Source organism: Streptomyces sp. SCL15-4, assembly GCF_033366695.1.
Lineage (GTDB): Bacteria > Actinomycetota > Actinomycetes > Streptomycetales > Streptomycetaceae > Streptomyces.
In genome coordinates, this window is sequence record NZ_JAOBTQ010000001.1 from 8,311,719 (window position 1) to 8,325,956 (window position 14,238).

14 protein-coding genes and 1 pseudogene are annotated in these 14,238 nt (G+C 68.8%); 4 read left to right on the top strand and 11 right to left on the bottom strand.

Annotated features, from left to right (window positions below; genetic code table 11):
• Positions 1–31 precede the first annotated feature (31 nt).
• Positions 32–406: pseudogene (locus SCK26_RS37420) on the bottom strand (nuclear transport factor 2 family protein); the annotation flags it as partial.
• A gap of 73 nt (positions 407–479) precedes the next feature.
• Here SCK26_RS37420 and SCK26_RS37425 point away from each other — a divergent pair.
• Together SCK26_RS37425 and SCK26_RS37430 are read left to right on the top strand one after the other, a co-directional pair.
• Positions 480–842 carry a hypothetical protein gene (locus tag SCK26_RS37425; RefSeq protein ID WP_318205813.1) on the top strand — a complete coding sequence of 121 codons (363 nt, stop codon included), beginning with the start codon at positions 480–482 and terminating at the stop codon, positions 840–842.
• A 481-nt stretch (positions 843–1,323) separates the two neighbouring features.
• Positions 1,324–2,202 (top strand): TylF/MycF/NovP-related O-methyltransferase, encoded by an 879-nt coding sequence (locus SCK26_RS37430; protein WP_318205814.1) that lies wholly within the window; start codon positions 1,324–1,326, stop codon positions 2,200–2,202.
• A gap of 125 nt (positions 2,203–2,327) precedes the next feature.
• Here SCK26_RS37430 and SCK26_RS37435 read toward each other — a convergent pair whose 3' ends face one another.
• From SCK26_RS37435 to trxB, 7 genes are all read right to left on the bottom strand, one after another.
• Positions 2,328–3,833: a peptide ligase PGM1-related protein gene (locus SCK26_RS37435; protein WP_318205815.1), complete on the bottom strand. Its 1,506-nt coding sequence runs from the start codon at positions 3,831–3,833 to the stop codon at positions 2,328–2,330.
• A gap of 90 nt (positions 3,834–3,923) precedes the next feature.
• Positions 3,924–4,163: a hypothetical protein gene (locus SCK26_RS37440; protein ID WP_318205816.1), complete on the bottom strand. Its 240-nt coding sequence runs from the start codon at positions 4,161–4,163 to the stop codon at positions 3,924–3,926.
• A 599-nt stretch (positions 4,164–4,762) separates the two neighbouring features.
• Entirely contained in the window at positions 4,763–5,512 is a 750-nt protein-coding gene (locus tag SCK26_RS37445; RefSeq protein ID WP_318205817.1) for a transposase family protein, read from the bottom strand.
• A gap of 436 nt (positions 5,513–5,948) precedes the next feature.
• Complete coding sequence (locus tag SCK26_RS37450; protein WP_318205818.1) at positions 5,949–6,755, bottom strand: ABC transporter ATP-binding protein; 807 nt, start codon at positions 6,753–6,755, stop codon at positions 5,949–5,951.
• A gap of 212 nt (positions 6,756–6,967) precedes the next feature.
• A complete protein-coding gene (locus tag SCK26_RS37455) occupies positions 6,968–7,513 on the bottom strand; it encodes an OsmC family protein (protein WP_318205819.1) in 546 nt (181 codons plus the stop codon).
• 307 nt (positions 7,514–7,820) lie between these two features.
• The gene (gene trxA, locus SCK26_RS37460; protein WP_318205820.1) at positions 7,821–8,147 is read right to left on the bottom strand and encodes a thioredoxin; all 327 of its coding nucleotides are present in this window, start codon (positions 8,145–8,147) and stop codon (positions 7,821–7,823) included.
• Positions 8,148–8,195: 48 nt separating this feature from the next.
• Entirely contained in the window at positions 8,196–9,173 is a 978-nt protein-coding gene (trxB, locus tag SCK26_RS37465; RefSeq protein WP_318205821.1) for a thioredoxin-disulfide reductase, read from the bottom strand.
• A gap of 132 nt (positions 9,174–9,305) precedes the next feature.
• Here trxB and SCK26_RS37470 point away from each other — a divergent pair, with 132 nt between their 5' ends.
• Positions 9,306–9,956: a GntR family transcriptional regulator gene (locus tag SCK26_RS37470; RefSeq protein WP_318205822.1), complete on the top strand. Its 651-nt coding sequence runs from the start codon at positions 9,306–9,308 to the stop codon at positions 9,954–9,956.
• A 253-nt stretch (positions 9,957–10,209) separates the two neighbouring features.
• Here the strand turns inward: SCK26_RS37470 and SCK26_RS37475 are convergent, their stop codons facing one another.
• The 3 genes from SCK26_RS37475 to SCK26_RS37485 are packed head-to-tail and all read right to left on the bottom strand — an operon-like array spanning position 10,210 to position 13,010.
• Positions 10,210–10,743, bottom strand: coding sequence for a DinB family protein (locus tag SCK26_RS37475; protein ID WP_318205823.1), 534 nt, complete (start codon positions 10,741–10,743; stop codon positions 10,210–10,212).
• Between the two features lie 39 nt (positions 10,744–10,782).
• Positions 10,783–11,970 carry a flavin monoamine oxidase family protein gene (locus tag SCK26_RS37480; RefSeq protein WP_412080822.1) on the bottom strand — a complete coding sequence of 396 codons (1,188 nt, stop codon included), beginning with the start codon at positions 11,968–11,970 and terminating at the stop codon, positions 10,783–10,785.
• The gene (locus tag SCK26_RS37485; protein WP_318205825.1) at positions 11,967–13,010 is read right to left on the bottom strand and encodes an alcohol dehydrogenase catalytic domain-containing protein; all 1,044 of its coding nucleotides are present in this window, start codon (positions 13,008–13,010) and stop codon (positions 11,967–11,969) included. The genes SCK26_RS37480 and SCK26_RS37485 overlap by 4 nt, the downstream gene beginning before the upstream one ends.
• A gap of 202 nt (positions 13,011–13,212) precedes the next feature.
• On the opposite strand from SCK26_RS37485, the gene SCK26_RS37490 reads away from it, so the two are divergent.
• Entirely contained in the window at positions 13,213–14,172 is a 960-nt protein-coding gene (locus SCK26_RS37490) for a LysR family transcriptional regulator (protein ID WP_318205826.1), read from the top strand.
• Positions 14,173–14,238 lie beyond the last annotated feature (66 nt).

Genomic DNA, 14,238 nt, shown 5'->3' on the forward strand with positions numbered 1-14,238 from the left:
GTGCGGTGAGCGGCAGATGTCCTCGCTCATTTCGCCGAGACATGTCCTCGTAGTGGCCGACCTGGACCGGTGGTCCGGCAGGGACCATGCCGCCGGTGTGGCCGTCGACGCGGTGGGTCGAGAAGTGCGAGGTGACGGTCGCCGTGTCGGGGGCGGTCACGGTGACCAGGACGTTGGACGTCAGCCGGCGGGACAGCCGGTCGCCGGGGCGGGAGCCGAAGCAGGCGCGCAGGGCCGCCCGGCCCTCGGCGCGGCGTCCGTCCGCCGGCCACTCCCACTCGCCGTCCTCGGCGAACAGCTCGGCCACGTCGGCCGGTTCACCGAGGTCGAGGCAGTGGACGAAGCCGAAGAGCAGGCGCTCGCAGGCGCGCTCGACGAGGAGGCGTTCCAAGGGGTCGGAGTCCATGAGGAGTTGGTATCAGCAGGGGTGCGCACGGGCGATCGGAATTCGCTGTCGGACCCGACGTCAGAACGGGCTGGTGGGCTTCGGGCGCGCGGCCGAGCGGCTGAGCCGGGAGCGGGTGGCGAGCAAGCAGACCGTGGCCGCCGTACGGGAGCCGCTCACCCGGGCCGCCACCGCCGTCGCCCCGCTCATGCGCTGCTGCGACCCGGCTGTCGCCACCTGGCAGCTGCTAAACGCCCTGTTCGACGTGGAGGACACCGCGCGCCTGGAGGCCGCCTTGGAGGCGTTCGGCCGGGCCGTCAACGCTGCAACAGCGCCGCGGCCTGATGGGCACGTCGCCGCGCCGCACGCCGCGGTGTGCTGCCTGACGATGCCCCGCCGACCGGGACACCCTGGGCGGATACGCCGGTATCCGTACGCCCTCGATCGTTCCTCGTAACCTCACGTCTCGAACCTCCATCCGGAACCCAGCGGTTGTGATCTCTCACGGTCGAAGGAGCAGGGTTACAGGCGGTGCTGAGCAGGCCGGCCGCAAGGTAGTCCGTGCCACGTTGGGTGAGGGTGTCGTGCCGGATACCTCGCTGTCGGCCCCTGGAGTCGAAGTCCCAGTAAAAGAGGGCCCGAGTGCAGCGGTACGTTCCGTCGAAGGAGGAGTCGCGGCGGACGGTTCACACCGTCCGCCGCCGACCGGGGGGAGTCCGTCGGTGTTCTCTGCGATGAACTGATGTCGCTGAGATTGCTCCGGGGCCACGGCATGTGCCAAATGGCTTAGGTGTGCTGGTGTTGCAGTACGCGCCGTTTACAGGGTGCGGAACACGCTGCTAGATTATTGCGAATTGACGCCAGAATGGCCTGTATGTCGCATTCTATTGTCACGGTCTGGTGAATTCCCTACGCACTGCAAGGAAAGGTCCACGTACATGGATCGAGTGTCGCAGTCGAGCCCTGCAGAGTTCTCTGGTGTGTCGGTCGAGCATGTGCGTCCTACTATCGCCACGGACGACACCTACACAGAGCTGAAGCGCAAGTTCATCGGCAACGGCTCAACGTCGGCTATCGGCATCGCGCAGCGTCGGGACATGGTTCGCAGGTTCGAGGAGATCGACCGTTCGGTTCCCATCGGCACCACGCCGATGGATGGTCTACTCCTCGCGGAGCTGTTGATGAGCACCTCGGCCGACGGCGATGTGGTGGAGTGCGGATGTTTTTCCGGCGGTTCGTCCGCCAAGCTGTCGATCGTCGCAGCCGCATTGGCAAAGCGACTTGTGATCTTCGACAGCTTCAAAGGGCTGCTCGTGCTCGATGAGTACGACAGGCGTGACTACCACGCACGGCGTCACGTCGACTGGATGCCGGTCTGGTACAGCGGCAAATACAGCGCTTCCGTGGAGACCGTGAAGGATAATATCACGCGGTACGGAGAAATCTCGGTCTGCGATTTCGTTCCCGGGTACTTCGAGGACACCTTGCAGGATTCGGCGCTTCCGGAACGCATCGCGCTCGCCTTCACCGACGTCGATACTCCAACGGCCGTCCGTACCTGCCTGACCAGGCTCTGGCCTCGTCTCGCGCCGGGCGGCGTATACGCCTCGCACGATGTCGCGCTGATCAAGTCCCTCCAGGCCCTGCTCTCCGAGACGGTCTGGCGGGACGAGATCGGCGAATTCCCGCCGATCCTCTTCGGCGCCGGATTCGGAGTGTGCAACTCGGCCCCGAATATGGGTTACTTCGTCAAGGGTGAGGCACTCACAGCGGAGTATCTGAAGTCCCTCACCATCAGCAAGGCTCAAATCGACTGACGCCACCGCGCTTTGGGCGGTCCTCCGCTGCCGGGCGGCCGCCCGGCAGCGGCAGCAGTCATGCAGGGGTGCACACGACTGCCTTCAGCGAAGACGCTGTGCCCCGATCACCTTCAGGCGAACCGCTACAAGTTGCGCCCGGCCCAGTCGTCGACCAGCGTGCGCAGGCGGCTCATCAGGTCGGTCGCATGGTCCCGGTCCACGCCGACGCACGTCGCGCCGAACTTCCCGTATCGGGGCAGCGCACTGAGCATATGCAGGACGACGCCCTGGCCCCGCTCCTGGTCCCAGTGCAGTGGCGACGCGCGTACGAGGTCGATGAGGCCACTCGGGCGCAGGCCGCGGTAGGCGGAACTGGTGATGCTGTCGGAGGCGAGGTAGGTGCGGAGTGACCTGTCCGCAGCGTGCAGGACTCCGTCCTCGGCAGGTGTGGTGCGGAGGAGACCCGTTACCGTGTTGAAGGCGTGCAAGGTGCCGGTGGCGCGGAGATTGAGCTCGATGCCGTAGACGTCCCAGGCTCCTTCGCGGCGTACCGCCACGAAGTCCACTCCGAAGTCACCCTGAGCGACACCGAGGCGCGTGAGTGCGGTTCCGATCCGTCGGCCATGGTCGATGAGTACGTTGCGGTAGTCATCAATGGCGGGGAAGGCACTGCCCGTGAAGGTCTGGCCGTTGGGTCCGAAAACCTGCTCGTGAGTGGAGATCGTCACGACGGCTCCGTCACTGATCCGGCCCTGGTAACTGGGACTGCGCAACTCGTCACCTGTGAGGAGTTCCTCGGCGATCACTCCGGCCTGCGGGATGGCCGCCTGGAACCCTTCCCAGCCGAGGGACGCGTCCAGAACCTGACTGTCCGGGAGGCGTTCCCGGACAGCTGAGGCGATGGGTGCATCGTCGGGCAGGTCCGACAGGTCGAGAAGGGCATTGCCGAGTCCGCCGGCGTAGGCCGTGCTGCTGAGCTTGAGGACGAACCGCCGGTGACCCCGGTCCACGAGACCACAGATACCCTGGACAAGCCGGTCGGTGTCGAAGCACTCTTCGGTGCCCGCAGGCGCCTTGATGCCCTCACCTTCGAACAGGTGACGGCCGGCGGCCTTCTTGCCCAGGGGGATGTGTCGTGCTGCCGCCTGGTCACCGGGAATGCCGATTTCCTCGGCCAGACGCTCCAGATTCTCGGAGGGCTCGAAGTACGAAAGGCGGATGGCGGAGCCGGAGGCCCGTGCCGTAGCCGCCGCCTTGACGAGGTGTTCCCGTGCCGCGCGGGCGTCGGGCCGCTCCTGGTCGAGAAGTTTCTCGCTCAGCCAACGAGGCGAGGAGTCATCCAGCGACAACACGGTCACGCGGCTGCGCATCGCTGCGCGCGCGGATGCGCCGACAGCCCCGGCGGCCGTAGCCGCAAGCTCTGTGTAGTACGCGATCTGCGCTTCGACATCCTCCATCCTGGGGGCGGTGATACAGATGACAGTGTCGTTCGGCTGGCCCAGAGCGTTGATGATTGACGCTCCGACCCCGCGCTCCGGGAAAAGCGTGGAACCAGGGAGATGTTCCAGCAGGAGGGTGCTGCACTCCCGACTCTGGACGCTGATGTTCAGGGTGCTCCGCGGCTTGGTTGCAAGCGGGGATGAGGGCATGCCGCCGATACCTTCCTCACTACGTCGTACTGCCCTCACAGATACGCGAGAGACAGCCGGACTTGGGGCGGCAGTAGCGTAGTGTAAAGATTACACAGAGTGCACGCGCGTCAGTGCGGAGGACCCGATGCCGGCCTTCGTCAGGATCCGGCCCGGCGGTCGGCGCGGCCCGAGGACCCGGTCCACGACGGACGGCTTCGACAGGTACTCGGTGGGCACCTGGTCGTACGAAACGCCGGCCACGGGCCGCACATGGTCCGGCGCCCGCACCCAGACCCGGCCCTCGGCCGCTTCCACGCCGTCCCCGGAGCCGTTCTCCCAGACGGGCATACCGACGGCGTAGCGCCATCCGTCGGGCAGCTGGCGGCGCCCGCCCACAGCCGCGCGACGACCTCCTGGCCGCCGGGCAGGACGATTGTCGCCGGTTCCACCGTGGCCGACAGACGCTGCAAGGTGCGCCTCCCCGGGGAGAGCTGGAGCCAGTCCAGGAGCATGCAGGGCAAGGAGCGTAAGCGCCCGCCACTCGCTTTCGGCACGACCGTCGCCCTTCTTCGCGAACCGCTTGATCACCTTGTCAGCGGTCAATTCGATCGCATGGGTGCCCCATCGGCCAGACCCGTTCCCGTGCCGCGCGTGCCGTGCTGGTCGCCTGTCGCCTGTGGCCTTGCCGTCGTCCGCTGTCGTTTGCCGGGCCCTGTTCGCTCCAGCGCGTCCCGGACCGCCGCGTCCGGCGCGCCGTCGTGTAACCGGTCGCCGGTCTTCGGTCCGGGCCCCCGTTCGCGGAGCCCGGTCGGGGAGGTGTCGCTGCCCATGCCGGGTGGACGACGTCGACCTCGCTCCGCTACTTGACGACGGCGGTACGCCGGTGACGTTCGCCCGCTGGTACACCGGCCGGCTGGAGAAAGCCGAGCGCACAACACTGAGCGTTTTCAGCGTTGCCTCTCCAGGGTGAGGATGGCTTTGGCGATGACGGTCATGCGGTTCGGGCTGATGCGGGATCTGCGGAAGATCTGCCAGGACTTCAGCCGTGCCATGCCGCGTTCGACCGGTGCCCGGGCTGCGGCCAGGGCCCGGTTGACGGTGCGCTGGGTGAGGGTGAGCTCGCCGCCCGGTGGCCGTTTGAGTTCAGTGGTGACCCAGGGGCCGGCGCCGGTGTAGGCACGGTCGGCGAGGACAGGGACACCCTGGCGTTCGCAGATCCGGATGATGCGATGGGTGCGGGCTGCCGTCAGATCGTGGGTGCGACCCGACAGGGCGGGCGAGATCCACAGCAGCTCGCCGGCCGGATCAGTGAGGACCTGGACGTTCACGCCGTGCCGGCGGTGCTTGGCCGAGTAGTCAGCCCGGCTGTCACCGACGCGGTCGCACTCGGCGAGAGTGCCGTCCAGGAGGACGAAGTCTGGATCGTGCTCGCGCAGCGTCTTGAGTAGGCCAGGGGCTCGCTCGGCGAGCAGGTCGGTCACGCTGATGACGTACGCGTGGACGGTGCCGACGGATATCCCGAACCCGGCCGCGATCCGGGCGAGGGTGTCGTGGCGGCGCAGGTACACCAGAGCGACGAGCGCACGCTGGTGCGGCGGGAGTTTGCACCGTCGGTCACCCTCGCGGGTGACGATGAGCATGGTGACCCACTCGACCAGGGCGTGGGGCAGGTCGAGTGCGGCAGGATGGGGAACCAACAGGGCTCCTGTGCCGGTGGGTTGAGACGTCGAACACCTCTCTCAACGGCACGGGGGCTTTGTGCGTTGCGGCCCTCACCTCGACCTGACCGGCGTCACCCGATCAGTGGCCACGCTGAAAACGCTCACTGTCGGCACCGTAGGTCCGCCATGCTGCGCGGGGCGGGGCCAGGAAGCGGGCCGCGGGCCGGCGTCCGCCACACAGCTGGTCTTCGTCGACCGGCTTGTGGCTACAAGGAGCGGCGGATCGGCACCGTCGCGGCCGGCGCCGCCGAGCGCCTGGAGCGTGCCCTTCGAACGCGAACTGCTCGCCCCTTACTACACCGGGGTGGTCAGGTGTCGCGCGCGAGTTTGGCCAGGACGAGTGGCAGCATTCGCGCGGTCCGGGCGGGGACGTGAAGGGTCTGCGTGCCACCGTGGGTGTGGTCGTGGATGGTCAGGCAGTAGCTGCCCGCAGTGTGAACCAGTTGTCCGCGATGGTGCCGTCGAAGAGGTAGGCGTCCTGGGCGACGTATCCGACGGAGCGCCTGAGCTGGCGCAGGTCGAGGTGCTCGACGTCCTGGCCGCCGTTGGTGATCCTGCCTGTCTGCGGGCTGTGGAATCGGGTGAGGAACTTGGCGACGGTGGACTTCCCCGTGCCGGTGGCACCCACGATGGCGGTAGTGCGGCCCGGGGTGAACTGCAGGGAGAGATCGCGCACCACGGGGAGCCGTGAGGAGTAGGAGAAGGTGACATTCGTCAGCCGCACCTCGCCCCGGGCCTGCCGTGCCGTGAGCGGCTTGCCCTGCGCGGACGGCTCTGCGGGCAGGGCACGCAGCCGGCTGACGCGCTCGAGTGCTCCCAGGGCGCGCTGGTACTGGTCGAGGGTGCTGCCCAGGGCGGTGAGTTTGAAGATGGTCTGCATCGGCAGCACGTTCAGCATGCTGAAGACGTCCGGGGAGAGGCGGCCTGCCATGGTTGCTCGTCCTCCGGCGAGTCCGTTGGCGAGCAAGGACGCGGCGGTCACCGACAGCACAGTCTGCGCGTAGCGGGCGGTGTAGCGGTCGGTTTCGCCGCTGCTGGCGCGGTGGGCCAGGCTGAGGTTCCTGACGCGGTCGCGCTCGTACTCCTCCCCGCAGAAGCTCTTGACGGTCGCGTTGGCCTGCAGCGAATTGAGCAGCTGGCTGGTCAGCCGCGTGCGGTTCTCGCTGGCCGCCGCGTAGATCGCTGACGAGCGCTGCTGATGGCGTAGAGAGATCCACACGATGAGTGGCGACACCTTGGTGGCCGCGATGGCGCTCCGCTCACCGGCGCCTGTCCTCGGACCAGGACGACTGGTCGAAACCGCGCGGCGACCGCGTACAGATTGGACGTCTGAGCTCCGCCTTCGCCGCTCGGAGGCAAAAGCGGAGCGTGCTGACGCTCGCCGGTGTACGGCAGGGCCGTGGGGGTGTCCCGTCTGCTCGATGCGGACGATCAGGCAAACGTGGTGGCGACGTTGACGGGGTTAACCAAGGTGTCACGGATCGGCGAGCGGTTCTCCACGAGGGAGACGAGTTCCTCGATCTGTTCGCGGGAGGTGTCCGGGGCGTCGACGTGAAGACGGACGCGCACCTCCTGCAGGCCCGGACGGATGGTGGGGCCGATGCCGAGGAAGCCTCGCAGGTCGATGTCGCCTTCGAGTTCGAGGCGGAAGCCCTTGAGCTCGATTCCCTGTGCGGCGGCGAGGGCGGCAAGAGTCACGGTGTAGCAGCCGGCGAGTGCCTGCAGCACGTACTCGCCGGGCGAGACGGCGGAGTCGGTGCCAAGCAGTGCTGTGGGTTCGTCGCTGCTCATCACGAACTTCGCGACGCGGGAGTCGTCCCGCTCGCCGCCCTGGGTCAGCGTGCCGGTCCGGGCAGTGAGGCGACAGCCGCCCTGCCAGGAGCCGTCGACGGAGAAGGTGGCCTGGCCGAGGCCGGGGTGGGCCCTGACTGCGGCGGTGGTGTCCTGGATGGCCTGAACATCGATCTCGTTGATCATGGTCATGAGTACTGGTTCCTCTCTGCGATGGCGGAAGCGTCGCAGGCGTCGTCGCGTGCGGCGGAAAGCGGTCCTGAGGCAGATGGTCCGATTCGTGGGCCATCTGCGGGTGCGTCGTCTGCGTCGGTGCAGGAGCGGAGCAGCGCGCTGGATGGCTCGTCCAACGGGGGGCGGCCGGCGGCGCGGCCGCGGGGCTGCTTGCGGATACACCGGGGTGCGGGAGCGGCTGTTGGGATGGGGCAGGCTGTGAGGGCCGACCCGCCGGGCGGGCCAGGAGGCCCGACCCGGTTGGTCCAGGTCGCCCGGATCAGCCCAGGTAGGGCGCCAGTTCGGCTTCCAGGGCGGGCTGGGGCAGGGCGCCGACCAGGGTCTTCACGGGCTTGCCGCCCTGGAAGACCTTCATTGTGGGGATCGAGGTGATCCCGTACTGGCGCGCAGTCTGCGGGTTCTGGTCGACGTCGAGCTTGACGACCGTCAGGGTGTCGGCGTGGTCGGCCGCGAGCTTGTCGAGGATCGGGGCGACGGCGCGGCACGGCGGGCACCAGGCCGCCCAGAAGTCGACCAGGACAGGCTTGTCGCTGAGCAGGACGTCATCGGCGAAGGACGCGTCCGTGACGGGGCGGGCTGAAGACATGGTTCTTTCTCTTTCTCGGTGTGGTTTCCGCTGGTACGGGCTGTGGGATCAGGCGGCGGCGAGGCTCTCTGCCGTCTGCGCGTTGGTGCGCTGGAGCAGCTCGCCGGGGAGGGTGGTCAGGTAGTGCTCGGCGTCGAGGGCGGCGACCGTGCCGGAGGCGGCGGCGGTGACTGCCTGGCGGTAGGTCGGGTCGATGACGTCGCCTGCGGCGAACACGCCGGGCAGGTTCGTACGGGAGCTGCGGCCGTTGACGGCGATCGTCCCGTCTGTGGTCAGGTCGACCTGGCCGTGGACGAGGTGGACGCGGGGGTCGGCGCCGATCGCGACGAACAGGCCCTCGATGGGCAGCTCGCTCGGCTCGCCGGTCACGGTGTCGGTGAGGGTGACGCCGGTGAGGCCCTCCTCGCCATGGATCGCGGTGACTTCCGCGTTCCACAGGAACTCGATCTCGTCGTTGGCCAGTGCGCGGTCCTGCATCGCCCTGGAGGCGCGCAGGCTGTCGCGGCGGTGGACGACGTAGACCTTCTTCGCGAAGCGCGTGAGGAAGGTCGCCTCCTCCAGCGCTGAGTCCCCGCCACCGACGACCGCGATGGTGCGGTCGCGGAAGAAGAAGCCGTCGCAGGTCGCGCACCAGGACACCCCGCGTCCGGAGAGCCGGTCCTCGCCCTCGACGCCGAGCTTGCGGTAGGCGGAGCCGGTCGCGAAGACGACAGCCAGAGCCCGGTGCTGCTCTCCCGAGGCCAGGGTGACCGTCTTGACGTCGCCGGCGAGGTCGACGGAGGTGACGTCGTCGAAGACGATGTCGGTGCCGAACTTCTCGGCCTGCCGCTGCATCTTGTCCATCAGGTCAGGACCCATGACCGCCTCCGGGAAGCCGGGGAAGTTCTCGATCTCGGTGGTGTTCATCAGGTCACCGCCCGCCTCGACGGAGGAGGCGATCACAAGCGGGCGCAGGTTGGCGCGCGCGGCGTAGAGGGCGGCGGTGTAGCCGGCGGGGCCGGATCCGATGACGATGAGCTGCCGCACGGCGCGGTCCTTTCTTTCTTGGCCCGCCGTCTTCGGCGGACCGTCTGTGAGGCTCCTAACACGGCCCTTCCAGAATGTATTCCAATGGGACACGACTTGTATCCCAGATGTGTGTGGTAGAGAATGCATGGCATGTCAACCAGTAGTCAGAGCGCCGCCGAGCAGGCGTACGCGACGATCCGTGCGGGCATCCTCGCCGGGACCCACGCGCCGGGCACCATGCTTGGTGAGGCGGGGCTCGCCGCCGATCTGGGAGTGAGCCGCACACCCGTCAGGGCCGCGCTCGTCCGGCTCCAGGACGAAGGCTGGATCACGGTATATCCGAAGCGCGGGGCGCTCGTGCGCGGCCTGAGCGAGAAGGATGCCAGAGATCTGGCCGACACTCGGCACGTCCTCGAATCGGCCTCCGTGCAACGCGCCACGCACCAGTCCCGCCAGGACCTCGCGGAGCGGCTGGCGAACGATCTCGACCTGCAGAAGAGCGCGCTGGCCGACGGCGACCTGAAGCGGTTCATCGAGCTGACGCTCGCCTTCCACCGCTCCTTCGTCGAGGTCGGCGGCAACCAGGTGATGCTCGAACTCAATGATCGTCTTGCCGATCGCCAGCGGTTCCTGCTCTTCAGCCTCGGGGACAGCCTTCTGGCCCGTTGCCAGGACATCATCACCGAGCACGAAAACCTCGTTGCGCGACTGCGTGACGAGGGCGCGAACGGCTTCACCGAGGCGCTTCGATCACACATCGGTGACACGGTCGGTACGGGGCTGCGACGGCCGGACCGGTGATGCCTGTCGTGCGCGAGGGCCGTAGGGCGAGGTGGGCATACTTGGGCAGGATTCACGGCTGGCCGGGGTCATGCGTAGTCGGGGTTCATCGCGGAAGCCATCTTCAGATGCACGGCAGCCGCATCGTCGTGACCCAGCCGCTGCAGGGTCCGGCCGAGCAGGAGACGGACGTAGTGGTGGGTGAACGCCGCGGCCGCGACCAACCCTCGACATCACGTGGGACGTGCTCCTCGGGCTTGGCTACGGCCTCAGCTCAGGCGAGCGGGTTGAGGACGAGATAGCCGTCCAGGCGGGTGACCTGGTCGGTGTCCGGGTCGCTGGGGAGGGCGTGGCCGAGGTCGTTCGCACGGACTTCGCCGATCCACTGGTCGTGCTGGTATTCGTGGTTGATCAGCGCGACCAGGAGGTGCCGGGCGACGACGGCGAGTTGGTCCGGGGCGGCGACGCGGCCACTGCCGATGTCGTTCATACGGGCGTGGACGCGTTCGGCGACGGTGTCGCGGAAGGCACCGAGGCGTTCCACGGTGGGCAGCGCGCCGCGGAACTTCTCCGGGTTCGCGGAGTCCATGAGCCCGTCCAGTTCTGGGTCGGGGCTGGGTTCGGCGGCGGTGAGGTTGCGGACCATGAAGTGGGCGACGTGGGCCTGGTGGCCCAGGTGCCAGCCGATCGCGCTGTAGTCCTCGTGGGGCCGCCAGGTGATCTCGTCCGGCTTGAGGTCCTTCCACAGGGCGTCGGTGTAGGCGCGGGCGCGGTCGTACTCGCGCAGCAGGGCATCTACCTCATACATGGGGGTTGCCTCCGAGGGCCGGGGTCTGCGGGGAGGTGTTCAGGCGGAGAGCGACGGCGCCGCCGGTGCTGGCTCGTCGTTCGGGGCGGGCAGGGCATGGAGGATGGCGTGGGCGGCGCGTTCGCCGCCCACCAGCGCGCCTTCGATGTGGCCGGCGTAGCCGCGGGCGGTCTCGGTGGACGCCCAGTGGAGCCGCCCGTCCAGGGAAGGGCGCTGGTAGAGGCGGTGGCCGAAGAAGGAGTAGTCGCCCAGCTGCGCCACCTGCGCGGTGGATGTCCAGTGCTCGGCGCTCCAGTCCTGGATGTGCAGGGCGAGCGGCTGGGCCGCCTGCGGGCCGAAGAGCTGCGTCAGCTGCCCGGTGACGGCTGTTGGGAAGTCGGGACCGGCACTGCGGGCGGCGGAGGTGTGGGCGAAGCCGAACAGGGCGGCCGGCTGTCCGGCGGGGCCGGACATGTCGTGGATCTCCTGCAGCGGGCCGGTGCGGCTGAAGGCGGCACCGGCCAGGCCGTCCCGGCGCCAGAAGGCGTCGGGGTACGCGGCCACGACCTTCACCACGGCGCCCATCCACACCGGGGTCTGCTCGGCTACGCGGACGAGGTCCGCCGGCAGTCGGCTGCCGAAGTCGATGCGGGCCAGGGCGAGGGCGGGCGGCACGGCGAGGACGACGTGCTCGGCCTTGATCACCGAGTCGGGGGTGTGCACGCTGAGGCCGGACGGGGTGGTCCGGATGGCGGTGACCGGCGTGCCGAGCCGGAGAGTACCCGAGGGAAGCGCGGCTGCCAGTGCGTCGGTCAGCGAGGCGGCGCCTGCGGTGAAGCGGTTGGAGCGGGCGTCGATCGGGTTGCCCGCGAGGCGCTGTACGCCGCCCGCATCCTGGTAGACGGCATCACCGGTGGTGTGCTGCGGAAAGCTGCCAAGCCCTGAATCGGCCAGGAGAGTGCGCACATGCCGCTCGTCGTCCCAGAACCAGGTGGCCCCGAGATCAAACGAGCCGTCCACTGAGGCCGGGGCGGTGAGCAGGCGGCCCCCGATCCGCTCGCGCGCCTCCAGGACGACGACATCGTGCCCGGCCTGAGTGAGGATGCCTGCTGCGGCGAGGCCCGACGCACCCGCTCCGATCACGACGACGGACCGGCTTGTGCGCTGCAACATGCGTGCACTCCTTTCCTGAACGGGTCGGCGGCACCGCCCGGGTATTGCTCGGGGATGGTGAGGCGAGATGGTCACTCGCCCGTGGTGAGGACCATGCGGAAGCGGGCCTGTCCGGCCTGCTGGGTCTTCAGTGCCTCGGCCGCGTGCTCCAGTGGCGCGGTCTGCACCTGCGGTCGTACGCCACTGGCCAGGGCGAAACGCATGGCCTGCTCGGTCTCGACCGGGCTGCCGGTGACATGCCCGGTGACGTGGCGGGCGTACATCACCAGCTTGTCCAGCGGGAGGTCGAGGGGGAGGCCGTCGAAGCCGATGACGGTGAGACGTCCGTGCGAGGTGAGGCCGTCGATGAGCCCGGCCAGCGGCTTGCTGCTGGAGGCCGTGGACAGGAGCAGCCGGGCACCGCCAAGGGCGCGCAGCGCCTTCCCGGCGTCCTCGGCGGAGGCGTCGATGTAGTGGTGCGCGCCGAGGCCGAGGGCGGATTCCCGCTTGTCGGCGCCGCGGCCGATGGCGACCGTCTCGAAGCCCATGGCCGCGGCGAACTGCAGCGCGAAGTGCCCCAGGCCACCGATACCGAGGACCGCGACCCGGTCGCCGGGCTCGGCCCCGCTGTGCCGCAGCGCGTTGAACGTGGTCACACCCGCGCAGCCGAACGGCGCGGCCTCCTCGAAGGACAGCCCGCCGGGAATACGGACGAGCGCCGCGGCGGGGACGGTGATGGTGGTGGCCCAGCCGCCCGGGTAGCTGAGGCCGGGGATCTGCCGCTCGGCGCAGTGGACCACGTCGCCCGACCGGCAAGCCGTGCAGTACCCGCAGGAGCCGCCGAACCAACCGACCCCGGCCCGCTCGCCGACCTCCCAGCCCGCCACACCCTCGCCGACCTCGGCGACGACTCCGGCCACCTCGTGCCCGGGGGTGATCGGGAATCCGTAGGCGGGCGTGGGATTCGCGGCCATCCCCGCATCGGCCCCGCAGATACCGGAGGCCCTGACGTCGAGGCGCACCTCGCCGGGGCCAGGCTCACGGGGCTGGGCCGGGGCAGGACGCACCGGCCCACCCGGATCGGTCACCTGAGCGGCACTGTGTACCTGGCGGCCGTTCTCGTACACGGCGATCACTCCTGGAAAGATGAAGGGGAAATTCGCAAGCGGATTTTCCCGGTACTGTGAATTCGTCGGGCGGCAACAACCAGCGGAAATCATCCGCCCCGCCGTGCCGGCGGATCGTGCTTCGCCAACAGTAGGACGGCTGCCCGGCATCCGGTAGACGACGATTATGAATGCGGCTATATCCTGAGGTTGTAGCCGAGAGGGGTTCACGATGAACATCGAAGGGCTGCGGTACGCGCAGGCCGTGTCCCGGACCAAGTCGTTCAGCGCCGCCGCGCGCGACTACGGCGTCACCCAGCCTGCCCTGTCGAACGGGGTGGCCCGCCTGGAGGACGAACTCGGCGTCAAGCTGTTCGACCGCTCGCCGCGTGGCGTCAAACCCACGGCACACGGCGCGCGCGTGCTGCCGATGATCGACCGGGCTCTGGAGGCGCTGGACTCGATCACGGCCGAGGCACGGCGGCTCACCAGCCCGGCCACCGGGGCGATCCGCATGGGAGTGTCTCCCCTGATCGGCGCGGACCTGGTGGGCTGCGCCTTCAGCGCGGCCCGCGGCCTGGCCCGTCCACGTGACCTGGTGCTGCGCGAGGCCGACCTGGACCTGTTGCGCACCGCCCTGAAGGACGGAGAGCTGGACGTGCTGCTGGTGCCCGAGGTCGAGCCCATGCCCGCCTACCGGCACCGCACCATCTTCACCGAGCCCGTCGTCGTGATCGACCCAGCCGTCGCCCCCGGCGCCGACGGTCCCGTGGAGCTGACCGATGCCGCCGGCGCCGACTTCATCCTCGTGCCCAACAGCTGCGGCTTGACCACGTTCACCACGCAGCTGTTCCGGGACAATGACCTGCCGCTGCGGACCTACGCGGGCGAGGCCGCCAGTTATCGCGTGCTGGGCGAGTGGGCGCGCCTCGGGGTGGGCGCCGCCCTGCTGCCCCAATCGAAAGTGACGCAGGAACACGCGAACTGCCGTCCCCTGGTGCGAGGCGGGCTTCCCGTGGAGATGTCCTACGAGGCCGTCTGGGGGCGCGGCAATCCGCTCGGCGCCGATCTGGAGGAGTTCGTCGCCTGCCTCGCCGACTCCGCCGGCTGTCTGGGGCCCTCTCCCGAGCCTGGCAGCGAGCCCCCTTCCGGGCAGACCGCAGGCGCCCCGCCGGACTCGCCCATGGAGTAATGCAAGCTCGTTATAGCGGCATCACTGAATATCCTCTACCGGACGTCGTCGCGGCGACCTACTTTT